The following is a 22,441-nucleotide window of genomic DNA, read 5'->3' as shown; positions in this document are numbered from 1 at the left end:
CGGCTTCGCATGGTTAAAGTGAAGCATGGCCGAATACTTCGACGTCGACCACGCGCGTGCGATCGCCGCGCTCCACACCCGCTTCACCGCCCGCACCGAGTGGCCGACCTGGCTGCTGGTCGCCGCGATCTACGGCGGCTGGCTCGGCGTACTGCTGCAGGTGCGCGCGGGCGCGTTGCCGCTCGCGGCCGCAACGCCGCCGCTGATCCTGCTCGGCGCATGGCACCTGTCGCTGCAGCACGAACTGCTGCACGGCCATCCGACGCGTTCCGCGTTCGTGAACAAGCTGCTCGGCTATCCGCCGCTGACGGTCTGGTATCCGTACACGCTGTATCGCGACACGCATCTCGACCATCATCGCGACGAAGACCTGACCGTGCCGGGCGTCGATCCCGAAACGAACTACCTGTCGCCCCGGCAATGGGCAGCGCTGTCGCGCTGGCGCCGCGCGCTGACGGTCGCGCGCAAGACCTTCATCGGGCGGCTCGTGGTCGGCCCGCCGGCGAGCGTCGCCTCGATGTTCGCCGCGTCGTTCGCGGCGTTTCGGCATGGTGACCTGCGCTATCTGCCGATGTGGGCGACGCACGCCGCCTGCGTGGTCGCGCTGCTCGCATGGCTGCAATGGGCGATCGGCGTGCCGTGGTGGTGGTACCTGCTGGCCGTCACGTGGCCCGCGCTGTCGCTCGCGATGATCCGCTCGCTGTACGAGCACCGCGCCGCGCGGCACCCGAAGGCACGCATCACGATCAACGAGGCCGGCATTGCGATGCGACTGCTGTACCTGAACAACAACTATCATCTCGTCCATCACGACCTGCCGAAGCTGCCGTGGTACGACCTGCCGCGCGCGTACCGGATGCGGCGCGACGCGTATCGGCGGAAATGCGGCGGCTTCGTGATCCGCGGCGGCTACCGGGCATTGTTGACGCGCCATGCGTGGACACCGACCGATACGCCCGTGCATCCGTTTCCGGCAGGCACGGCGTCGCTGTCCGGCGGCGGTGGCGTGCGCGTCGCGGTCGTCGACGGGCATCCGCAGGTCAGCACCTGACGGGCTTCGTGCGCGTCGCTCAGCGCGCCGCGCTGGCCGCCAGCGCCGCGAGCGCATCGCCCGGCCCGGTCCCGCCGAAGCGTCGCTCGGTCGCACCGTGCTCGACGTCGATCTGTCCGGCGTTGTGCACGTCGTAGAGATCGACGATCAATTGCGCATGACGTTCGCTGAGGCCCGCGCGCAGCAACGTCGCGGCCCATGCGTCACGCGGCAGCTCGCGCGCGACGATCGTCCGGCCGGCCGCCTGTCCGAGCGCATCGGCAACGTCGCGCGCGCTGACGCGCCGCGGCCCTTCGACGCTGACGACACGCGGTCCGCCGGCCCTCGGATCATCGAGCAGCAGTTCCGCCGCGACGGCGCCGACGTCCGGCGCCGAAACGGCCGGAAACTGCTTGTCGACCGGATGGTGAAAGCTCGGCAGCACGCCGGTGCCGAGCGCGACCGGCAGCACGCGCGCCCAGTTCTGCAGATGCTCGGCCGAACGTAGCAGCGTCAGGCGCGTGGCGATCGGCTTCATCCGTTCCTCGAGTTCATGGAACAGGCTCGTGATGCCGGTGTCGATGTCCAGCTCCGCGCCGTAATCCGACAGGGCGAGCAGCGCGGGCGGCGGGTTGGCGGCGAGCGCCGCGGCCGCGACGTCGCTCATCCGCCGCATCGTCGCCGCGGGGTCGGCGTCGGCGGCAGGCACCGGGCACAGCATCTGCACGCCGTGCGCGCCGTCGAGCGCCGCGGCGACCGACCGCTTGTCGGTCAGGTCGGCGAACACGACGTCGCAGCCGATGCGCGCGAGCCGCTCGCGATGACGCGCGTCGCGCAACACCGCGCGCACGGGATGGCCCGCATGGCGCAGCGCCGTGGCGGTGGCATGGCCGACGTTGCCTGATGCTCCGAAGATCACGAACACGATTCGCTCCCGTTGGTGGATGTGCGGCGATTATCGGCACGCGCGGCCGCGCCGGCGCGCATGCGCGGATGAAACGAGCACGCAAGGATGACGGCGTCGGCGTGCAGCAGAAAACCGCTCGCTGTTCATTCCCGATGCATTCTGATTAAATGACCCGCTTCCGACCCGCAGCACAAAAACAACGATGAGCGAACTGACCAACGGCCACTCTCTCGGCGCACCGGACGCAGGCGACGCGTCCACGCGCCGCCGCTCGCTATGGGCCGCGTGCGGCGCGCACGCGGTGCACGACGGGCTGACGGACGTCATCTACGTGCTGCTGCCGATCTGGCAGGCGCAATTCGGCATCAACTACGCGCAGGTCGGCCTGCTGCGCGGCGCCTATTCCGGCATGATGGCCGGCTTCCAGTTGCTCGCGAGCCGCGCGGCCGGCCGCTGGGGACGCAAGCGCCTGCTGGTCGGCGGCACCGCGCTCGCCGGCCTCGCGTACCTGGTCGCCGGCCAGGCCGGCGGGCTCGCGGTGCTGCTGATCGCGCTCGTGCTGGGCGGGCTCGGCGCGAGCACCCAGCACCCGCTCGCGTCGTCGATGGTCACCGATGCGTACGAGGCCGGCGGCGGCGTCAAGGAGGCGCTGTCGCAATACAACTTCTCGGGCGACATCGGCAAGACGCTGATCCCGGGGTTGATCGGCCTGCTGCTGACGGTCGTGACGTGGCGCACCAGCGCGACGCTGATCGGCCTGCTCGGCGTGGTGTCGGCGATGCTGATGGCGTGGCTGATTCCAGCGCAACACGCGGCACGTGCCGCACGCAAGGCAGCGCCAGGCGCGGCGGCCGGCGCCGGCTCGCCCGCCGGCCTGCGGGCGCTGCTGGCCACCGGCACCCTCGACAGCGCGGTGCGGATGGGGTTTCTCACGTTCCTGCCGTTCCTGCTGAAGAGCAAGGGCGCCGGCACCGCCGGCATCGGTCTCGCGCTGACGCTGCTGTTCGTCGGCGGCGCCTTCGGCAAGCTGCTCTGCGGCTACCTGGGCGCGCGCATCGGCATGATGAAGACGGTGTGGCTGACCGAGTCCGCGACGTCGCTGCTGATCCTCTTCGCGGTGTTCGCGCCGCTCGTCGCGATGATGGCGATGCTGCCGCTGCTCGGGCTCGCGCTGAACGGCACGTCGTCGGTGCTGTACGGCGTCGTGCCGGAACTGACGGGCGCCGGCCGGCGCGACCAGGCGTTCGCGCTGTTCTACACGGGCACCATCGGCGGCGGCGCGCTGGCGCCCGTGGTGTTCGGGCGGTTGGGCGACGTCGCCGGCGTTCCCGCCGCGCTGATCGCGCTGGCGGCGCTCCTGCTGCTTACGCTGCCGCTGTCGTGGTGCGTGCAGAAGGGGCTCGAACGCTGATGCGCGTCGCGGGCCGCGCGACCTCGCGCTCGCGGCCGCCTGACGCGCGATCGGCCTCTACCGGTCCTTCCATCAATTCGGCGGCAGCCTCGGCTCGATCCTGCCGGTGCCCGGCTGGCATCGCTGGGGCCGGGCGGGCAGCGTCGCGTTCGCCGCCGAGCGGGCAATCTCGCGCGGCGTCGCGCCGAGCAGGCGGTTCATCCAGTTCGCCATGTGACTCTGGTGCGCAAACCCGGCTTCGAGCGCGATCTGGCTGATACTCAGCCGGCCTTCGAGCAGCAACGCCTTCGCCCGCTCGACCCGGCGCCGCACGACGTACTGGTGCACGGGCATCCCGAGCGTTTCGCGGAACAGCACCTTGAAATGCGGGACGCTGATCGACACGAGCGCCGCGAGTTCGGCAAGCGTCATGCGCCGCTCGAGATTCGCTTCGACATAGTCGATCACGCGCGCGGCCGCCTTCGGCGCGAGCGTGCGGCGGCGCTCGCGAAACGCCGGCTGGCCGTCGACCAGCCGCGCGACGAGCGCCGTGCACAGGCTTTCCGCATAGAGCGGATCCGACGCGTCCTCCGCTTCGAGTTCGGCCGCCATCGCCCACGCGATGTGCTGAAGGCGCGGGTCGCGCACCTGCAGCCGGCGGCGGATCTGCCCCTGCGACGGCTTCAGTTCGAGCTGGTCGAAGGTCGCGCGCGCGAACGCGTCGCTGATCGAAATGCGCAGGATCCGGCAGTCGGCGCTGTCGGTCCACTGGCCGGGCAGGCCGGCCGGAATCACGTCGACGTCGCCATGCGCCTGAATGCGCGCGGACCGGCTCCCGTCGCACACGCAATCCGCGCGCACGGGCCCGCCGATATGCACGCCGATCCGGTGATGCTCGGCCGCCGGAATGCGGTAGGTGCCCGCGCGGATTTCCAGCAGCGACGCGCCGAAGCCCTGCCAGCCGCGTTCGGCGCTGGAACGCAGGATGACCGGCACGCCGTGGTCCGGGTGCGCGGCCGGAGTCGCATTGCTCATCGCATCCTCACCTCAAGTCGCGAATCGAATGCGCATTGTGACGCCGTTTCGGCCGGCGCGCTTGCCGTCTGCCGCGCGCGTCGAATGCGGGCGTCGACGCGAAAACGATCATCCGTTTCTGTTCGCGCCGATCCTTGCATGCGCGCGGGCTCGCGATCGGCTCGCTACGATCGGGGCATTCGATCCTTCCGGAGACCGCCATGCAATCCTGCTGCTCGCGGCGAACGGCGTTCGCCGGCCCGCTGTCGCCTGCGTCGTTGCGGAAGGAACCGCGCAACGTTTCCCGTTCCCGGGCCGCCCGCTCGGCATTCGCCGCAGCCTGCGCCTTCGCGCTAGGCATCGTCGGCTGGCGATGGTTCGAATCGTTGCTGAATTCGATTCCGGACAGCAACGACGACTTCGGGATCGTTTGAAGTTCGTCACCGTCCCGCCGGACGATCGACGGCATCGTCGTCCACGCCGGGCTCCAGCGATTGCGCGAACCGGCGCTGGTACTCGCGCGGCGACAGCCCCGTCTTGCGCTTGAACAACTGCCGGAACGTGCTCAGGTCGCCGTAGCCGACCTGCTCGCCGATCGCGTCGAGGCCGACGTTGCCCGCCTCCAGCAAGCGCTTGGCGACCTCGACGCGCAACGTCTGCAGATACCCCAGCGGCGCATCGCCCACCGCCTGCCGGAAACGCCGGTTGAGCGTGCGCTCGCTGACGGCCAGCTCGGCGGCGAGGTCGGCCAGCCGGAATCGTTGCCGCAGCGTCGCCTCCATCCAGCGCTGGGCGCGCGCGACGAGCGGGTCGGTATGCCCGTGGTCGTCGAGCAGCGTCGCATACGACGCTTGCGACGCACGATTGACGTCGATCAGCAGCAGCTTCGCGACGCGCGCCGCCAGCCGCGCATCGGCGAGCCGTTCGACGACGCGCAGCGCCAGGTTGAGATAGGACGTCACCGCGCCGCTGCACACGATGCCGGCCTGCTCCGTCAGGACTTCATGCGCACGCAGTTCGACCTTCGGGTAGCGCCGCAGGAAATCCGTCGCCCTCGCCCAGTGGGTCGTCGCGATCCGGCCGTCGAGCAGCCCGGCCTCGGCCAGCAGGTAACTGCCGGTGCAATACGACGCGAGCAACGCGCCGGCCCGATGCTGGCGGCGCAGCGCGGACGACAGCGCGCGCACCCGGTCGCCGCAGGCGAGGAACGTGTCCATGTCGGCGACGAACGGCGCGGCCACGAGGATCGCGTCGGCGCGCTTGCGGGCGTCGATGCGCCCGTCCACCGCGATGGCCTGCCCGGAGGCGGCGCGCACGGGCTGGCCGTCGAGCGACTCGACGCGCCAGACGAGTTTCGGCGACGACGTGCTCGCGCCCAGGCTGTTCGCGGCGTTGAACACGTCGATCGGGCCGGCGACGCCGGACGCCAGGATTCCGTCGTAGACCCAGATGCGGACGATGGCCATGCTGTCTGAATTCCCTTGAACAATGGCGATCCTGCCACTCGCCGCAACGTGGCGCAAGCGCGATGATGGTCCCGTCCCAACCACTGACGAAGGACGATCGACATGCCGATGATCGACGCATTGATTCCGCAGGACGCACTGACGCCCGAAGCCGAGGCGCGCCTGCTCAAGGAGATGACGGACATCCTGTTGCGGGCCGAAGGCTTCGAGCCGGACAACGCGAACGCGCAAAGCGTGTCCGTGCTGTTTCTGCATCGCCCCGCCGCGACGTACGTGGGCGGCGTGCCGTCGGCGCGGCCGCGCTACCGGATCGTGCCGACGGTGCCGGAAGGGCAATACACGGATGCCGCGCGGGAAACGCTCGTCAGGGAGATCACCGCGGCCGTCGTGCGCGCCGAAGGCGGCACGCACGAGGACGTCGCGCCGCGCGTATGGGTGTTTCCGAAGGAGATGCCGGACGGCCAGTGGGGCTCGCGCGGCACGATCCGCAGGCTCCCCGACATCCAGGCGTTCATCGCCGGCGAGCACGAACGGCAGACGGGCGCGCAGCGGCTCGCGCGGCGGCGGCGCGACAAGGCGCGCGCGGTGCTGGCAAGTGCCGTCGACGCGATCGACCGGAACGACTGATTCGCACCGCGCGGCCAGGGCGCGACGCGCTACGGATTGCCGGCCGCTTTCCTGCGCGCGCCGAAATCCTGCGCAGGCGCGGCCCGCCGGGCGCGCCGGCCCTTCGCGGCGGCCGCCGGCGCATCCGCTTGCAGCGCATCCACCTTGAGGCACCGCCCCGCTTCCCATTCGGCCTGAAGCGTGTCGCGAATCCGCTGCAACTCCCGGCGCTGCCCGTCCAGCTTGACGCGCAGCGCGTCGATCTCGTGCAACCGCTCGTCGATGCGCGCGAGCAGGCCCTCCTTCGCGAACGCGTCCATGTCCTCGGCGACGCCGCGCATTTCATCCAGCGAGAAACCGAGCCGCTGCGCGAGCTGGATCTGCCGCAGCCGCTCCGCCGCGGCTTCGTCGTAGATCCGGTAGCCGTTCGCGCCGCGTCCGGCCGGCGGCAACAGGCCGCTCTGTTCGTAGAAGCGGATGGCGGACGTCGTCATGCCGGTCCGTGCGGCCAATTCCCCGATCTTCATAGCGCTCTTGACCTTCAAGTTGACTTGAAACTTAGTATAGGCGCATCAAGGCTATCGAACAGGTCTTCTGATGACGACACCGCTCTTTGCACCGCTGACGCTGCCCAACGGCGCCACCCTGCCCAACCGCATCGCGAAGGCCGCGATGGAAGAGAACATGGCCGACCCGGGCCAGTTGCCCGGCGAAGCGCTGCGCCGCCTGTACGCCGCGTGGGGCGCCGGCGGCGCAGGCCTGCTGATCACCGGCAACGTGATGATCGACGCGCGCGCGCTGACCGGCCCGGGCGGCGTCGTGCTGGAACGCGACACGCCGCTCGAGCCGTTCCGCGCGTGGGCGGCCGCAGCGCGCCGGCACGGTGCGCGCGTATGGATGCAGATCAACCACCCCGGGCGGCAGGTGCTGGCGGCAATGGGCCGCGACGGCTGGGCGCCGTCCGCCGTGCCGGTCGACCTCGGCCGGCACAGCAAGCTGATCGCGACGCCGCGCGAGATGACCGAAGCCGAGATCCACGAGGTGATCGAGCGCTTCGCCGACACCGCGGCGGCGGCCGAGGCGGCCGGATTCGACGGCGTGCAGATCCATGCGGCGCACGGCTACCTGATCTCGCAGTTCCTGTCGCCGCTGACCAACCGGCGCCAGGACGACTGGGGCGGCTCGCCGGAGAACCGCGCGCGGCTGCTGATGTCGGTCGTGCGCGCGGTGCGCGCGCGGGTCGGCGCCGCGTTCAGCGTCGCGGTCAAGCTCAATTCCGCGGACTTCCAGCGCGGCGGGTTTTCAGAGGACGACGCGAAGCAGATCGTGCTGCAGCTCAACGCTTTGCCCGTCGATCTCGTCGAACTGTCGGGCGGCAGCTATGAAGTGCCGGCGATGCAGGGCCGCACCGCGGACGGGCGCACGCTGGCCCGCGAAGCGTATTTCCTCGAGTTCGCGCGCGACATCGCCGCGATCGCCCGGATGCCGGTGATGACGACCGGCGGCATTCGCCGGCAGCCCGTCGCGGAAGCGGTGCTCGAGCACGGCGTGGCGATGGTCGGCATCGCGACCGCGCTGGCGTCCGTCCCGGACCTGCCGAAACGCTGGCGCGACGGTCAGGCGATCGACGCGCCCGTCGTGCAGGTCAACTGGCGCGACAAGGGCGCCGCCGGCCTGGCCACGATGGCGCTCGTCAAGCGCAGCCTGCGCGCGATCGGGGCGGGACAGCGTCCGCGGCGTCGCTACTCGGCGGTCCTGAGCCTCGTGCTCGACCAGCTCCGCACGCGCAGGCTGACGCAGCGGTATCGCCGATGGAACCCTGCGGGGGCCTGATCCGGCGTGACCACGCCCGTCACTTGCGCCGCCGCTCGTGCGGCGCCACCGTCGCGCCGTCGATCACCGGCGCGCCCTGCTTGATCAGGAAATCGCGGAACAGCCCCGTGACCTGCGAAATGCGCCGGTCGGCGAGCGTGACCACATACCATTCGCGTTCGATCGGGTTGCCGGGGAACGGCAGTTGCCCGAGCAGCCCGGTGCGCAGTTCGAGTGCACACGCGTGCAACGACAGGAACGCGACACCGAGCCCGGCTTCGGCCATCTGCTTGATCGCCTCGTTGCTCGACAGTTCGGAGCCCACATGAAACTTGAACCCTGACGACTTGAACAGGTTCTCGACGGTCGAGCGCGTGCCCGCGCCGCGTTCGCGCACGAGCAGGTGCGCGGATTCGAGATCCTTCAGCGAGATGCGCTTGCGCTGCATCAGCGGATGGCCCGGCGCCGCGACGAACACCATCGGGTGCTTCGCGAACTCCACCGCATGCGTACGCAACTCCTTCGGCGCGCTGCCCATCACCGCGAGATCGATTTCATGCGTGGCGAGCATGCGGATGATGTCGTCGCGATTTCCAACCTTGAAATAGGTCTTCACGTGCGGACGCGTCGCGGTGAATTTCACGAGCAGCGGCGGAATCAGGTACTCGGCCGTCGTGATCGCGCCGATCCGCAGCGTGCCGCCGAGATCGCCGGTCAGCGCAGCCACTTCGTCGCCGGCCTCGCTCCACAGATGCAGGATCTCGCGCGCATAGCGCGACACGATCTCGCCGGCCGCGGTCAGCTGCACCCCGCGCCCCACCCGCTGCAGCAAAGCGGCGCCCACCGCCTCCTCGAGCAGGCGAACCTGCAGCGACACGGCCGGCTGCGTCAGGTTCAGTTCCTCGGCCGCCCGCGACACGCTGCCGAGCCGCGCAATCATGTCCAGCGCCTTCAGCTGCCGGAACGTCGCGGTCTTTCCTATAAGTGAATACATATGAGTCGCTTATAAACATTAAATTGTCTGAGCGGATGCCGAACTATATCGTCGTATCTCGAAATCTGTCATCCGTATCGACAACAACGAGGAGCCTCTCATGGCCACGCCCCTCTTCCCCCCAGCAACGGATCGCGCACCGCGCCTGCCGCGCATCGTGATCGTCGGCGGCGGCGCCGGCGGCCTGCACCTCGCCACGCGTCTCGGCGACGCCGTCGGGCAGCGCGGCCTGGCGGACGTCGTGCTCGTCGACCGCTACCCGACGCACTTCTGGAAGCCGCTGCTGCACGAAGCCGCGTCGGGCCATCGCGATCCGGCATCGCACACGATCGAGTACGCGGCGCAAGCAAAGCGCCACGGTTTCCGTTTCGTGCAGGGCGCGCTGCAGCGCGTGGACCGGGCGCGGCGCGTCGCGACGATCGGCGCCGTACGCGACGGCGACGGCTCGGAAATCCTGCCGCCGCGGGACGTGCACTACGACGACCTCGTGCTCGCCGTCGGCAGCGTGACGAACTTCTTCAACGTGCCGGGTGCGGCGCGCCACGCGCTGCCGCTCGAAAATCTCGACCAGGCCGAGGATTTCCGCCGGAAGTTCCTCGCGGCGTGCACGAAGGCCAACCATCTGGCGGAACGGCAGCCGGACCGGCGCGCGCCGCCCGTCTGCATCAACGTGATCGGCGCGGGTGCGACGGGCGTCGAGCTGGCCGCCGCGCTCACGCACGCGATCGATCAGCTCGCGGCCTATCGCTTCAACGCGCTGAGCCCGGATCGCGACGTGCACATCCGGTTGATCGAAGGCGGCCCGCGCATCCTGCCGGCGCTCGACGAACGCCTGTCCGCACGCATGCACGCGCAGCTCACCGCGTTGCACGTCGACGTGCTGACGAGCACGCGCGTGGCAGAAGTCGGCGCGGACGCGATCGTGACCGCGACGGGCGAACGGCTCGCGAGCGACATCACGATCTGGGCGGCCGGCGTGGCAGGCCCCGCGATGCTGCGCGAAATCGGCGACATCGCGCTCAATCGTGCGAACCAGGTGATCGTGACCGATACGCTGCAGACGCCCGACGATCCGCACGTGTATGCGTTCGGCGACTGCGCCGCATGCCCGACGGCGGGCGCGAGCGGCTTCCTGCCGCCGCGCGCGCAGGTCGCGTACCAGCAGGCCGTGTACTTGAGCCAGGCTTTCGCGCGGCGGCTGTCCGGCAGGCCGGTGGCCGGCTTCACGTTCCGCGACGCAGGCACCGTCGTGTCGCTCGGGCATGCGGGCGCCGTGTACCAGGCCGACCTCGGCGTGCGTTCGCGCTCGCTGATCGTCGACGGGCTCGCCGCGATCGGCCTGTACAAGTTCCTGTATCGCAAGCACCTGTTCAGCGTGGTCGGCGTGAAGCGCGCGCTGTTCCAGTCGCTGAGCCACTGGCTGCAAAGCCGCAACCAGCCGTCGATCAAGCTGCATTGAATCGACGGCAGCCGTGAGAAGTGCACCGGTTCCGTGCGAATCGGCGCACTTTTCCTGTGCACGTCGCGCACGTCGAGTGAAGCAATGCCGTGCATCGTTGCGAGCCGTGCCGGCAATGCATCAGGATGCAAAATTGCACGCGGAATCGCAAAATTGAGATATCAGCCGAACCTTATGAGTCGAACAAAAAGATTAATTGGTTCTGTATTCCGTTTCGACGATAAGGTCGTGGCATTCCCGTCGGCGAACGGATCATCACGTTTCTGAAGAGGAATCACCGTGGTTATCGAAGCCATCGTCACCCGTCTCGACGCAGCGTTTGAACAGATCGAAGCGACCCCCGACTCGCGCGAATCGCAGCAGCAGCGCGAGACCATCCTGCAGTGGCTCGATCATGCTTCGGCGGAAGGCTATCGCCTCGGCCTCGTGACGACCCTGCCGGCGGCGCGGTTCAGCGCGCTGTTCGAAGGCCAGTTCGGCCGCGCGAACCTCGACCGCTTCTCGGTCGTCGTCGCGGATGCCGGCCAGCCGTCCGTGGACGCGAGCCAGCATCCTTTCGACGTCGCGCTGCAGGCACTCGGCGTGCCGCGGGAATGTGCGGCGGCGGTCGCCAGCAGCGAGCGCGAACGCCGGGAGGCGGAAATCTACGGCATGTCCCGCTGCGTGCAAATCGCCGACGTCGCGCGCGCCGCCGCGCCGCTCGGCCACTGCTGAACGCACGCGCGGGCAGCGCAGCCATTCACGCGGCGCGCGCCGCCGCAGTCGTCAGCACGACCTTGCCGATGTGCGCGCCCGCCTCCATCAGTGCGTGAGCGGCGCGCGCATCGTCGAGGTCGAAGGTCCGATCGATCAGCGGCTTCACCGTGCCGCGACGGATGTGCGGCCAGACCGCCCGCTCGAGATCCTCGATCAGCGCCGCCTTTTCCGCCGGCGTGCGTGAGCGCAGCGTCGAGCCGAGGTGCGTGAGGCGCTTCGTCAGCATCGGGAACAGGTCGAGCGCCTGCGCCGGCCCCTTGATCACGCCGATCTGCACGATGCGGCCGTTCATCGCGGCCGCCGCGTAATTCCGCGCGACGTAATCGCCGGCGACGATATCGACGACCACGTCGACACCGCGCCCATGCGTCGCGCGCATCGCCGCTTCGACGAAATCCTCGTTCCGGTAATTCACCACGACATCGGCGCCGAGCGCGCGGCTCGCGTCGCGCTGCACGTCGGAACTGACGGTCGTGATGATCGTCGACGCGCCGAACGCCTTCGCAAGCATCGTCGCCGTGGTGCCGATGCCGGACGCGCCGCCGTGAATCAGCACGCTGTCGCCCGCCGCGAACCGGCCACGCTGGAACAGGTTCAGCCACACCGTCAGGAAGGTCTCGGGCATCGCGGCCGCTTCGACCATCGACAGGCCGTCGGGAATCGCCAGCGCGTTGCTTTCGTGCGCCACCGCGTACTCCGCATAGCCGCCGCCCGTGATCAACGCGCACACGCGCTCGCCCACTGCGAACCGCGTCACGTCGCGCCCGACGGCGACGATCTCGCCCGCGATTTCGAGGCCCGGAATGTCCGACGCGCCCGGCGGCGGATCATACAACCCCTTGCGTTGCAGCACGTCCGGGCCGTTCACGCCGGCGGCGTGAACCCGGATCAGCACTTGATCGGCGGCCGGCGCGGGCACCGGCCGCTGCACGGGCGCCAGCACGTCGGGCGCGCCCGGCTGGGTGATCTCGATCGCGGTCATCGCCGCGGGAAGGGTTGGCTTTACGTTCGACACGACTTCACCTTTTCGAAAATCCGGATGCGCAGCGGATTCGATCCACACGCCGAATCGCCGCATCGGTTGAGAAAAAGTGTAGTGACGCGCCGCACGCTTGACACGCAGCGAATTGCCGATCGTATGATGCAAATTTGCATCACGCCGGAGGCGCAATGAACTGGGACGACGCGCGCATTTTCGTCGCGCTCCATCGGGAACGGACCCTGCGCGCCGCTGCGCGCGCGCTCGATATCGACCAGGCGACGGTCGGCAGGCGGCTCGCGGCGCTCGAGCGGGCGCTCGGGGCGACGCTGTTCCTGCGCACGTCGAACGGCTATGAATTGACGCCGGTCGGCCGGATCGCGATCCGCGCGGCCGAGGCGATGGAACAGTCCGCGCACGATCTCGTGCGCCACACGCAAGGCGTCGACAAGCGCCTGGCCGGCGAGGTGAAGCTGTCGACCACGGACGCGCTCGCGCAGGAATACGTGATGCCGGCGATCGAGCGCCTGCATGCGAAGCATCCGGACGTGTCGGTGCTGCTCGACACGACGACGCAGGTTCTCAATCTCGCGAAGCGCGAGGCCGACATCGCGATCCGGACCGTCAAGCCGCGCAATCCGGACCTGCTCGCGCGCCGGCTCGCGAGCTGGGAAGTCGGGCTGTTCGCGTCACCCGACTATGTGCGCCGCCACGGCGAACCGGTGCCGGGCGAGCGTTTCGCCGGGCACGATCTGGTCGTCTACCAGCCGCATTTCGCGAAGGCGCGCGTGCCGTCGTTCGTCGGGGAACCGCTGGCTGACGGCCGCATCGTCGCGCGGCTCAACACGAACCTGACGCTGCGCGCAGCATCGAAGGCCGGGCTCGGCCTCTGCGAGCTCCCGGTGCAGATGGGCGAACGCGACGGCCTCGTGCGCGTCTGGCCCGATCGCGCGAACGATGCGCAGTACGAAATCTGGCTCGTCACGCATCAGGACCTGCGGCACACCGCGCGCATCCGCGTGACGATCGACGAGATCGTCGCCGCGTTCGGCGCATAGCCGCCGGCTCGCGTCACTCGCTTGCCGGCGTGCGCGACACGACGCGCTTCAGCACCCAGCGGATCGACGAGCCGTCGGCCGGCGGCTGCGCGACCTTGTATTCGTCGATCTGGAGTTCGTAGAGGAAGCCCGGCTTGAAGTCGAAGCCTTCGATGCCTGCGTACCACAGGCTCCATTCGCCGTCGGGCCGGTCGCGCACCTGCAGGCACGCCATCGGCGCGACGCCCACGCAGCGCCTGGTCTGCGGCGCGACGTAGACGGTTTTCGTGACCGGCCGGCCATCCGCCGGCCGTGCGGCGGATGCCTGCACATTGCCTGCGCCGGTTTCACACGCGGCGAGTCCGGCCACACCGGCCAGCGCCGCCGTCAATGCCAATCCGCGAAAAATCCGATTCATCCTCTCGTCGACCTTCCAGTTTGAAAAGCCGTCAGACTGCGCGCTCGCACGCAGGTTCCGGATGCCGTCGTCGCCGCGACGCTGCACTCGGCCGTGCGTCAGATCGCCCAGCCGCCGAGATAGAACGTGACGAGCACGGCCGCGATGAGCACGGTGCCGACGTTCAGCTTGCGGAATTCGCCGCTGGCGATGCGACCGATCACGAGCGTCGAGAAGCCGAGCATGATGCCCGTCACGATGTTCGCGGTCAGCACGATGAACACCGCGCACACGAGGCCCGACATCGCGTCGACCATGTCGTCCATGTGCAGCTTGCTCACGCTGCCGAGCATCAGCAGGCCGACGTACATCAGCGCGGGTGCGGTGGCGTACGACGGCACGAGGCCCGCGAGCGGCGAGAAGAACATCACGACGAGGAACAGCAGGCCGACCACGGCGGCTGCGAGGCCAGTCTTCGCGCCGGCGGCCACGCCGACGCTCGACTCGATGTAGGCCGCCGCCGGCGCGCCGCCGAGGAAACCGGAGAAGATCGAGCTGATCGAATCGGCGGTCAGCGCGCGGCCGCCGTTGATGATGCGGCCGTTCTCGTCGAGCTGGCCGGCCTGGCCCGCGACCGCGCGGATCGTGCCGGTCGCGTCGAACACGGCGGTCATCACCAGCGCCAGCACGCTCGGCAGCACGGCCATCGACAGCGCGCCCTTGATGTCCATCGCGCCGATCAGCGACGCGTGGCCCGGTGCGCTCAGCGACGGCAGCGCGAAGATGCCGTGGTACTTCACGGCGGGATCGAAGATCAGCCCGAAGATCGAGATCGCGATCACGACGAGCAGGATGCCGCCCGGCACGCGACGCTTCTCGAGGCCGAAGATCGCGGCGAGGCCGACGACCGACATGATGACCGGGAGTGCGGTGACCTGGCCGAGCGAGACCGGCAGGCCGGCGCCCGGGTTCTTGATCACGAGGCCGACGTCGTTCGACGCGATCAGCAGCAGGAACAGGCCGATGCCGATCCCGGTGCCGTGCGCGACGCCCGCGGGCAGGTTGCGCAGGATCCACGAACGCACGCCGGTGACCGAGATGCCGGTGAACACGACGCCCATCAGGAACACGGCGCCGAGCGCGACCGTCGGATGCAGCCCCTTGCCGAGCACGAGGCCGAACGCGGTGAACGCGGTCAGCGAGATCGCGCAGCCGATCGCGATCGGCAGCTTCGCCCACAGGCCCATCAGCAGCGAGCCGAACGCGGTCGTGAGGCAGACCGCGACGAACACGGCGCTCGTGTCGAAGCCGGCCTTGCCGAACATGCCGGGCACGACGAACACGGAATAGACCATCGCGAGGAAGGTGGTGACGCCGGCGACGATCTCGGTGCGTTGCGTGCTGCCGCGCGACGAAATGCCGAAGTACCGGTCGATGGCGCCGTTCGCGCCGAACGCCGCTTGCGCGCCGACGCCGGCGGCCGGCTGCACCGGGGTATCACTCATGAGCTTGCTCCTTTATCAGCATGCTGAAACGGTCGACGTGGACCGTCGTCAGGTTTGTCTCGTCTCTGTCTCTAATGGATCGTCGGCAACGTCGTCCGCACTTTGCCGTAGCGAAGGGTAGGTGAACAGAACATCACGTCCCATTGGGCGACCAGCATGCAGCGCATGTCGCAGCGCTTATATCGGCGTGCAACCGGGCTCCGTCGCGACGACACGCGCGTATACGCCTAGTTCGAATCCGTTAAGGCGACTATTTGAATGCGGGATCTGAAACGGGGACGGATACGGCATGCATGCCGTTCAGGCATATGCCCGCCGAAACCGCTCCCGCAGTCCGAACGGAACCAGGCAGTCGATCACGCACTTGTTGGTAAAGCCCTTCTGCCCGCCGGACACATAGCTTTCCGACTGAGTGGGGTCTAGCGACGTGCCTCGCAGGCTCTGGGTCTGCAGCACGTCACGCTCGAGCCGGCTGCGCGTCGCGATCGCCCACAGCACGTCGTCGGCCGAGTGAGGGTTCACGTCGTCGTCGACCAGCACCAGGTTCTTCGTCGTGGCGACCCGCTCCAGCAATCGCATCGCCGCATTCAGCAGCGGCGCGTCGTCGTCGCGCGTGCGCCGCGCGACCTGCAGCACGGTGAACAGGTGCCCGCCGCCCGCGGGCAGCGCGACGGCGTCGCGAAACAGCGGCGCAACACCCTCGTCGTGCAGCACCCGCCAGATCGCCGCTTCCTGCCCGACGCCGAGCAATTCCGACTGCTCCCGCCCCGGGCCCGTCAACGCCGGATAGATCGCGCCGGGCCGCCAGGACAGCGCGCTGACGGCCAGCGTGGTCACCGCGCCGGCGGCCGAGAAATAGCCGAGATACTCCGGCATCGAGTGCCCGCGGCCCGGCGGGCCGGCCGACGCACCATCATGCTCGGCTTCCTTGTCCGCCCCGAGGCTGCCTTCGATGACGATCTCCGCGTGGTCGACGTACCAGCCGCCGCCGGACGCGCACGGCGCCAGCGCAACCGGCCTGCCGCGCAACGCGCCGGCCACCGCGAGTTCGTCGTCGCCGAACCCGACGGCCGGACTGCTGAGCGCGGCCGCGTAGTACAGCACCGGGTCGAGCCCGATATTGACCGACACCGGAAGCCGCTCGCCCCGCGCGACGTGCCGATCGACGAGCTGCTGCAGATGCCCCTTCGACGAGATCGCCACCACGGTCGAGCTCGGCTTGAGCGTAATTCGGTGTACCGAGCAATTCGCGATGCCGGTGATGGCGTCGCGCGCATAGACGAGGCCGAGCGTCACCGTCGGCCCCGGGTCGCCGGCCGTGCAGGTCAGCGCCGGCAGCCATTGCCGCAGGTCCGGCGCCGTGACCCATTCGCGCGGCGTCGCTCGTGCCGACAGCGTCGGCGCGAGCGGCGAGCGGATGGCGCGGGCGATCCGCTCGCCCGGCCGATCGGCGCCGAGCAGCACGCCGGTGCGCGCGCGGCTGCCGAACAGGCCCATGAGCACCGGAAAGCGGCCGCGCGCGGGCCGGCGATACAGCCGCAGCGGCTGCTCCGCCGCGAACCACGACGCAGCGCTCGCTCGATAGGACCCGAGGTAATCGTCGATCAGCCCGACGTGCGGATCAAGCGGCGCATCGATTTCGACCGGCCGTTCACCTGCACGGGCCAGCGCATCGAGCGCGCTGCGCAGGTCGTGGATGTCGCTCGCCGCGCTCGTCATGCCGGCCCTCCGCTCAGCGCGCCGTCGTCGGGCTCGCGGCCCGCACGGCGCGCGACGGCGACGCGGCAACCGCGATCAGCGCGACCGACGCCAGCGCGCACAGCGCACTGAACGCGATCGACGCGACGTAGCTGCCGTAGACGTCGAACAGCAGCCCGCCGATGCTGCCGCCGGCCACCGCGGCGACACCGACCGACACGTAAAGCGCGCCCAGGATCGCCCCCAGATTCGTGGTGCCGAACCAGCCGGCCGCAACCGACGGATACAGCGAAATGCAGCCGCCGTTCGCGACGCCGAACAACACGGCGAATACGGCAAGCGCGACAAAGCCGTGCGCGGCGAGCCAGAAGCCGTTCAGCAGCGCCAGCGCGAAGGTCAGCGCCATCAGCAGCGAACGTGCGCCGATCCGGTCGGCAAGGCTGCCGAGCAACAGCCGGCCGGCCACGTTGCCCACGCCGATCAGCCCGATCAGCAGGTTGGCCTCGACGGCCGAGAGGCCGAGCTGTCGCGCATACGGATTGATGTGGACGAGCGCGAGGAACAGCCCGACCGAACCGAGGAAGATCGCGGCGAAATACCACCAGAAGCGCGCGCCGCGAAGCGCCGACGCGAGCGTCGCGTCGGCGGCCGCCGGATGCGCGCCGTTCGTCGTGCGGGCCGGCGCGGCGTCGCCGTCCGCGCGCAGCCCCAATTCCTCCGGCCGCCCCCGCACCACGAGCGCAGCGACGCAGCCGAGCACCGCGATTCCCACCGCGAACACGCGCATCGTCGTTTCCCACGACAGGTGCTGCATCAGCAGGCCGGCGACGCTCGGTCCGACGAAGGTGCCGAGCCCGGTGCCCGCGAGTGCCAGGCCGGACGCCTTGCTGCGGTTCCTGACGAACCAGCGCTGCACCGCGGTCACCGTCGGCACGTACACGAGGCCGACCCCGAGCCCGACGAGCGAGCAGAATGCCACGAGGAAATGTGCGATCGACCGCCCGGCCAGGCTGCTGACGAAGAAGCCGAGCGCCAGCAGCACCACGCCGGCGCCGACCACCTTGCGCGTCGACGTACGGTCGGCGATCGAGCCGGCAAACACGCCGACCGCGTAATAGATGAATGCGGTCAGCGAGAAAATCGACGCGACCGAGAATCGCCCGACGCCGAAACTTGACTGCAGTTGCCCGAAGAACGCGCCGAACGAATAGGCCGCCCCGAAAATCAGCGCCAGCAGCAGGTGCGCTGCGATCACGACATACCAGCCTCGAAAGATCCTTTCATTCATCAAGCCATCCTCCCTGCGATTCGTCAGTAGTTGACATCCAGCACGCGCGACATGTCGCCCGCGACGCTGACCCGCACGAGCGTCGTGACGTCCAGCCCGGTCGCGTCCCGTACTCGCTCGACGCCCGCGTAGTCGGCCTTCTCGGCGACGCAGACGATCTGCTCGACGTGCGCGCCCGCCCGCCTGACGGCCTCGACGAGACCGATCAGCGTGCCGCCCGTGCTGATCAGGTCGTCGACGATGACGACGCGGTCACCGGGCTCGACACCGTTCAGGTACAGCGCGCCCGCCGTGTATTCGCAGCCGAACTCGACCTTCACCTGCCCTTCGAGCCCGGACGGATACCAGCGCGCGATGCCGTACGGCAGCCCCGACAGCAGCGACACCGCGGCGAGCAGCGCGCCGCCCTTGTCCTCCTCGCCGACGAGCTTCAGCCCGGGCGCGACCGACATCACGTCGCATACCCGTTGCGCCGCCATGCGCAGCAGCGGCGCGGGGGTCGCCGGCACCTGCTCGGTCAGCGAATTGACCAGGAAACGCTTGCCGTTGATGCTGACGAGCGGCCGGCCGTCGAACGACGCGCGCAGGATGTCCGCCTCGACCGGTTCGTGCACCGCGCGTTGCGCGCCCCTGACCGCCGCGACGAACGCGCGCATCTTCGCCGGGTCCTTGCGGGTCGCGCTCGCGCCGACTCCCGAGCTGACGTCGACGCCGGACGGCCCGAGCAGGTCGAGCATGCGGCGCACGTTGCCGGCGTTCAATCCGCCCGCCACGATGACCGGCCGCGCGAACCGCAACCCGCGCAGCCGCGCCCAATCGAAACGCTCGCCGGTGCCGCCGTCGCGGCCGGCCACCGCCGCGTCGAACAGGTACGCGCTGACGTCGTACGGTTTGACGACCGCGGGATCAAAGCGCTCGCCGACCCGAAATCCCTTGATCACCGGCCACCCGACCTGCCGGCAATACGCGGGGCTCTCGCTGCCCTGAAGCTGCACGCTCGACACGCCCGAGTGCGCCACGACGTCCTGCAGCCGTTCGAGCGGCTCGTCGACGAATACGCCCACCGTGCTGACGAACGGCGGCAGCCGGTCGACGATCGCCCGCACGTCGCCCGCCGCCATCCTGCGCGGACCGTCGGAGAACACGAAACCGAGCGCGTCGGCGCCGGCGTTCACGGCGTCGAGGGCATCGTCGAGGTTCGTCAGGCCGCAAATCTTGATGCCGGTCTTCATGAGTTGCTTGCTCCGCATAGAAAGTTGTCGAGCACCTTGCGCGCCGCGCCGCTGTCGATCGCGTGACGCGCGAGCTGCGCGCCGTCGGCGAACGTCCGTGCGCGTCCGTCGAGAACGAGCGACATGCCGGCCGCCGCCGTCACGGTGTCGGCGCGCGGCCCGCGTTCGCCGTCGAGAATCGCGCGGCAGATCGCCGCGTTGGTCTGCGGGTCGCCGCCGCGCAGGTCATCGACGCGGCACGGCGACAACCCGAAATCGTGCGCGGTGACGCTGAACGACGCGGTCGCGCCGCGCTCGACGCGCGTGACGAGCGTTTCACCGGCACAGCTCACTTCGTCGAGTCCCGCCACGCCGTGCACGACGAATGCCGCGTCCCGCTCAAGCCTCGCCAGCGCGGCAGCAATCGGCGCCTGCTGTTCGGGCCGCGCGACGCCGACGATCTGGCGGCCGATCCGCGCCGGGTGCACGAGCGGTCCGGCGAGATTGAAGAGGCTGCGCATGCCGAGTGCGCGGCGCAGCTCGCCGAGCCTCGGCGGAAAGCGGTGATGGCTCGCGGTCGAGACGAACGCGAAGCCGCACGCGGCAAGACTCGCCGCGATCCGCTCGGGCGCGCTGCAGCGCAGCGCGTCGGCGCCGAGCGCGTCGATCAGGTCGGCGCTGCCGCACGCGCTCGTCACGCTCCGGTTGCCGTGCTTGATCACGCGCGCGCCCGCCCCCGCCGCGACGAACGCCGCGGTCGTGGAAATGTTGAACGTGCCCGCGCGATCGCCGCCCGTCCCGCCGATGTCGAGCGCGTCTTGCGCCGGCAGCGGCAGCGGCGTGCTTCGCGCGTTGATCGCGTCGACCGCGCCCGCGATCTCGTCCGCCGTTTCACCTTTCCTCGCGAGCGCCGCGAGCGTCGCCGCGATCTCGACGTCGCTGAATCGCAAATCGAGCATCGCGGACACGGCCTCGGCCGCCTCGGCACGGTCGAGATCGGCGCGCGCGTCGATCAGCCGGCTCATCATCGCGCGATAGTGCGCGTCGGCGTCAGGCATGTACGGCTCCGGCCGAGGGGGCGATCCGTGCGATCAACGCATCGAGCGAGACGACCCGCCCGAGCACGTAGCCGATGTGTTCGAGCGCCGCGTCGTGCCGCGCGGCCGTCGTGCCCGCCACGCACTCGCGCGGCACGAACACGCGGTAGTCGAGCTGCAGCGCGTCCTGCGCGGTCGCGCGCACGCAGACGTCGGTGGCCACGCCGGTCAGCACCAGCGTGTCGACGCGCAGCCCCTTCAGCAGCAGGTCCAGATCGGTCGCGAAAAAGCCGCTGTAGCGGCGCTTGACGAGCACATAGTCGGACGCGGCGGGCGCGAGCGCGTCGACGATCTCGACGCCCGGCGTGCCCTCGACGCAATGCTCGGTCTCGCCGTACTCGAGCTCGAGACCGAAGTCGACCTTCTGCCGGCGATGCGCTTCCTGCGTGTAGATGACGGGCATGCCGGCCGCGCGCGCGGACTGCGCGAGCCGCGTGATCGCCGGCACGACGTCGGGCGCGCCCACGCAGGCGATCGGCGCGCCGGGATCGACGAAGTCACGCTGCATGTCGATGATCAGGAGCGCTGCGCGGCGCGGGTCGAACGTATCGCCCAAGGCATTCATCGATTGGCTCCTCCCGGTCAGTCGCGCAGGTTCGCGACGATTTCCGCGAGCGCCGCATGGCTGTCGCGGATCGCGCTCATTTCGTCGAGATGGTCGAACCCCATCACGTGCAGCACGCCGAAGCCGCCCGACAGCGCCTGCATGGCCTCGATGCGCTCGCGCACCGTGTCCGGCGAGCCGACGATCCAGCAGTGCCTGGCGACGTACTCGACGGTGACGTCGCTGTCCGGCATGCCGGGATCCTCCTTGAGCAGGCCCAGCGCGTTGTTGCCCGCGAGCATCGGCAGATAGTCGTCGCGGAAATAGCGGCCCATCTCGCCGTCGACCGCGCGGCGCCACGCCTCGCGATCCGTATCGGCGACCAGGATCGGCCGGCTGACCCGCCATTCGCCGCGATCGGGCGCCGGCCGGCCCGCCGCGCGCGCGCCCGCCTCGACGACGTCCCAATGCGTGTGCAGGTATTGCGGCGTGAAGCAGAAGCTGATCGGAATCCAGCCGTTCGCGCCGGCGAGCCGCAGCGTCGGCGACGACGCGGACAGGCCGGTCACGCCGATCGGCGGATACGGCGCCTGGAACGGCTTCAGGTGATAGGTGCTGCGCTTGTCGGGCAGATCCGCGGGGCGCCGCGCCGTCCAGTACTTGCCGCGATATTCGAACGGCCCGTCGCTCTCCCAGAAGCGCGTCATGATCGCGATCGACTCGGCCGTCATCTCCCGATGCGCGCCGGACCGGTAATCGATGTCGAACATCTCGAGATCGAGATTCGTGCCGCTCGCGCCGATGCCGACCATCAGGCGCCCCTGCGAAATGTGATCGAGCATGCAGATCCGGTGCGCGAGCTCCGCCGGGTGATGGAACGGCAGCATGAACGCGCCCGGCGCGAGGCGGATGCGCTTCGTGCGCAGGAAGGCTTGGGCGAGCAGCAGGTCCGGCGACGGGCACGGCTCCGCCGGCATCATGTAGTGCTCGCCGATCCATGCTTCGGCAAAGCCGGTGCGATCGAAAAACTCGAGTGTGTCGAGGTCGTGGTAGTGACCGTCGTGAAGCGAACGATGCTGCGGATGCGCCGGCATCATGAACGCGCCGAGTTTCATGTCGGATAGTCCTCGGAATGGCCGCGCACTGCCGCCGCCAGGTGCGGCCGGCATGCGACGTTTGTTCGTTGTGGTTCCGAACCGGCGCCCCGGCGAGCTGCCGCGACGACGATCGGGGAGTCTTTCTCTCAGGTTC

22 protein-coding genes are annotated in these 22,441 nt (G+C 69.5%); 8 read left to right on the top strand and 14 right to left on the bottom strand.

The features are described from left to right. Nucleotides 1–25 precede the first annotated feature (25 nt). The gene (locus WT26_RS21395) at nt 26–1,051 is read left to right on the top strand and encodes a fatty acid desaturase (RefSeq protein WP_069273888.1); all 1,026 of its coding nucleotides are present in this window, start codon (nt 26–28) and stop codon (nt 1,049–1,051) included. 19 nt (nt 1,052–1,070) lie between these two features. Here the strand turns inward: WT26_RS21395 and WT26_RS21390 are convergent, their stop codons facing one another. Next, complete coding sequence (locus WT26_RS21390) at nt 1,071–1,955, bottom strand: NmrA family NAD(P)-binding protein (RefSeq protein WP_069273887.1); 885 nt, start codon at nt 1,953–1,955, stop codon at nt 1,071–1,073. A gap of 184 nt (nt 1,956–2,139) precedes the next feature. Between WT26_RS21390 and WT26_RS21385 the strand changes: the two genes are divergently transcribed. After that, nucleotides 2,140–3,348, top strand: coding sequence for an MFS transporter (locus WT26_RS21385; protein WP_069270805.1), 1,209 nt, complete (start codon nt 2,140–2,142; stop codon nt 3,346–3,348). A gap of 72 nt (nt 3,349–3,420) precedes the next feature. On the opposite strand, the gene WT26_RS21380 is transcribed toward WT26_RS21385, so the two are convergent. Beyond that, nucleotides 3,421–4,362, bottom strand: a complete 942-nt coding sequence (locus tag WT26_RS21380) for an AraC family transcriptional regulator (RefSeq protein ID WP_069273886.1) — start codon at nt 4,360–4,362, stop codon at nt 3,421–3,423. Between the two features lie 134 nt (nt 4,363–4,496). Here WT26_RS21380 and WT26_RS37445 point away from each other — a divergent pair, with 134 nt between their 5' ends. After that, the gene (locus WT26_RS37445) at nt 4,497–4,775 is read left to right on the top strand and encodes a hypothetical protein (protein WP_071768175.1); all 279 of its coding nucleotides are present in this window, start codon (nt 4,497–4,499) and stop codon (nt 4,773–4,775) included. A 6-nt stretch (nt 4,776–4,781) separates the two neighbouring features. Here the strand turns inward: WT26_RS37445 and WT26_RS21370 are convergent, their stop codons facing one another. After that, nucleotides 4,782–5,807: a GlxA family transcriptional regulator gene (locus WT26_RS21370; RefSeq protein WP_069273885.1), complete on the bottom strand. Its 1,026-nt coding sequence runs from the start codon at nt 5,805–5,807 to the stop codon at nt 4,782–4,784. A gap of 102 nt (nt 5,808–5,909) precedes the next feature. On the opposite strand from WT26_RS21370, the gene WT26_RS21365 reads away from it, so the two are divergent. Continuing rightward, entirely contained in the window at nt 5,910–6,434 is a 525-nt protein-coding gene (locus WT26_RS21365; RefSeq protein ID WP_059716959.1) for a tautomerase family protein, read from the top strand. Between the two features lie 29 nt (nt 6,435–6,463). Here WT26_RS21365 and WT26_RS21360 read toward each other — a convergent pair whose 3' ends face one another. Beyond that, nucleotides 6,464–6,940, bottom strand: a complete 477-nt coding sequence (locus WT26_RS21360; protein ID WP_069270802.1) for a MerR family transcriptional regulator — start codon at nt 6,938–6,940, stop codon at nt 6,464–6,466. A gap of 70 nt (nt 6,941–7,010) precedes the next feature. Between WT26_RS21360 and WT26_RS21355 the strand changes: the two genes are divergently transcribed. Continuing rightward, on the top strand, nt 7,011–8,246 hold the full coding sequence (locus WT26_RS21355; RefSeq protein WP_069273884.1) for an NADH:flavin oxidoreductase/NADH oxidase family protein: 1,236 nt from the start codon (nt 7,011–7,013) through the stop codon (nt 8,244–8,246). A gap of 19 nt (nt 8,247–8,265) precedes the next feature. Here WT26_RS21355 and WT26_RS21350 read toward each other — a convergent pair whose 3' ends face one another. Then, nucleotides 8,266–9,219, bottom strand: coding sequence for a LysR family transcriptional regulator (locus WT26_RS21350; RefSeq protein ID WP_069273883.1), 954 nt, complete (start codon nt 9,217–9,219; stop codon nt 8,266–8,268). Nucleotides 9,220–9,319: 100 nt separating this feature from the next. On the opposite strand from WT26_RS21350, the gene WT26_RS21345 reads away from it, so the two are divergent. Together WT26_RS21345 and WT26_RS21340 are read left to right on the top strand one after the other, a co-directional pair. Continuing rightward, nucleotides 9,320–10,678 carry an NAD(P)/FAD-dependent oxidoreductase gene (locus WT26_RS21345; protein ID WP_069273882.1) on the top strand — a complete coding sequence of 453 codons (1,359 nt, stop codon included), beginning with the start codon at nt 9,320–9,322 and terminating at the stop codon, nt 10,676–10,678. Between the two features lie 279 nt (nt 10,679–10,957). Then, nucleotides 10,958–11,392, top strand: a complete 435-nt coding sequence (locus tag WT26_RS21340) for a phosphatase (protein WP_069273881.1) — start codon at nt 10,958–10,960, stop codon at nt 11,390–11,392. A 25-nt stretch (nt 11,393–11,417) separates the two neighbouring features. Here the strand turns inward: WT26_RS21340 and WT26_RS21335 are convergent, their stop codons facing one another. Next, entirely contained in the window at nt 11,418–12,416 is a 999-nt protein-coding gene (locus WT26_RS21335; RefSeq protein ID WP_069275103.1) for an NAD(P)H-quinone oxidoreductase, read from the bottom strand. A gap of 188 nt (nt 12,417–12,604) precedes the next feature. Here WT26_RS21335 and WT26_RS21330 point away from each other — a divergent pair, with 188 nt between their 5' ends. Beyond that, the gene (locus WT26_RS21330) at nt 12,605–13,471 is read left to right on the top strand and encodes a LysR family transcriptional regulator (protein WP_069273880.1); all 867 of its coding nucleotides are present in this window, start codon (nt 12,605–12,607) and stop codon (nt 13,469–13,471) included. Between the two features lie 13 nt (nt 13,472–13,484). Here WT26_RS21330 and WT26_RS21325 read toward each other — a convergent pair whose 3' ends face one another. From WT26_RS21325 to WT26_RS21290, 8 genes are all read right to left on the bottom strand, one after another. Next, on the bottom strand, nt 13,485–13,868 hold the full coding sequence (locus tag WT26_RS21325; RefSeq protein WP_059593008.1) for a DUF4377 domain-containing protein: 384 nt from the start codon (nt 13,866–13,868) through the stop codon (nt 13,485–13,487). A gap of 98 nt (nt 13,869–13,966) precedes the next feature. Further along, on the bottom strand, nt 13,967–15,352 hold the full coding sequence (locus WT26_RS21320) for an NCS2 family permease (RefSeq protein ID WP_069273879.1): 1,386 nt from the start codon (nt 15,350–15,352) through the stop codon (nt 13,967–13,969). Between the two features lie 300 nt (nt 15,353–15,652). Then, complete coding sequence (locus WT26_RS21315) at nt 15,653–17,071, bottom strand: UbiD family decarboxylase (protein WP_069270799.1); 1,419 nt, start codon at nt 17,069–17,071, stop codon at nt 15,653–15,655. 13 nt (nt 17,072–17,084) lie between these two features. Further along, nucleotides 17,085–18,338: an MFS transporter gene (locus WT26_RS21310; protein WP_059879356.1), complete on the bottom strand. Its 1,254-nt coding sequence runs from the start codon at nt 18,336–18,338 to the stop codon at nt 17,085–17,087. Nucleotides 18,339–18,361: 23 nt separating this feature from the next. Then, nucleotides 18,362–19,570, bottom strand: a complete 1,209-nt coding sequence (locus WT26_RS37440; RefSeq protein ID WP_063801391.1) for a phosphoribosyltransferase family protein — start codon at nt 19,568–19,570, stop codon at nt 18,362–18,364. Next, nucleotides 19,567–20,607: an anthranilate phosphoribosyltransferase gene (gene trpD / locus WT26_RS21300; RefSeq protein WP_059716949.1), complete on the bottom strand. Its 1,041-nt coding sequence runs from the start codon at nt 20,605–20,607 to the stop codon at nt 19,567–19,569. The genes WT26_RS37440 and trpD overlap by 4 nt, the downstream gene beginning before the upstream one ends. After that, on the bottom strand, nt 20,600–21,211 hold the full coding sequence (locus WT26_RS21295) for an isochorismatase family protein (RefSeq protein ID WP_059956734.1): 612 nt from the start codon (nt 21,209–21,211) through the stop codon (nt 20,600–20,602). The genes trpD and WT26_RS21295 overlap by 8 nt, the downstream gene beginning before the upstream one ends. A 17-nt stretch (nt 21,212–21,228) precedes the next feature. Continuing rightward, nucleotides 21,229–22,305 (bottom strand): LLM class flavin-dependent oxidoreductase, encoded by a 1,077-nt coding sequence (locus WT26_RS21290; protein ID WP_059716947.1) that lies wholly within the window; start codon nt 22,303–22,305, stop codon nt 21,229–21,231. Between the last annotated feature and the right edge of the window lie 136 nt (nt 22,306–22,441).

Source organism: Burkholderia cepacia (assembly GCF_001718835.1).
Classification (GTDB): domain Bacteria; phylum Pseudomonadota; class Gammaproteobacteria; order Burkholderiales; family Burkholderiaceae; genus Burkholderia; species Burkholderia cepacia_F.
Note: the sequence above shows the minus strand (reverse complement) of the source record. Positions and strands in the feature narration are given on the sequence as shown.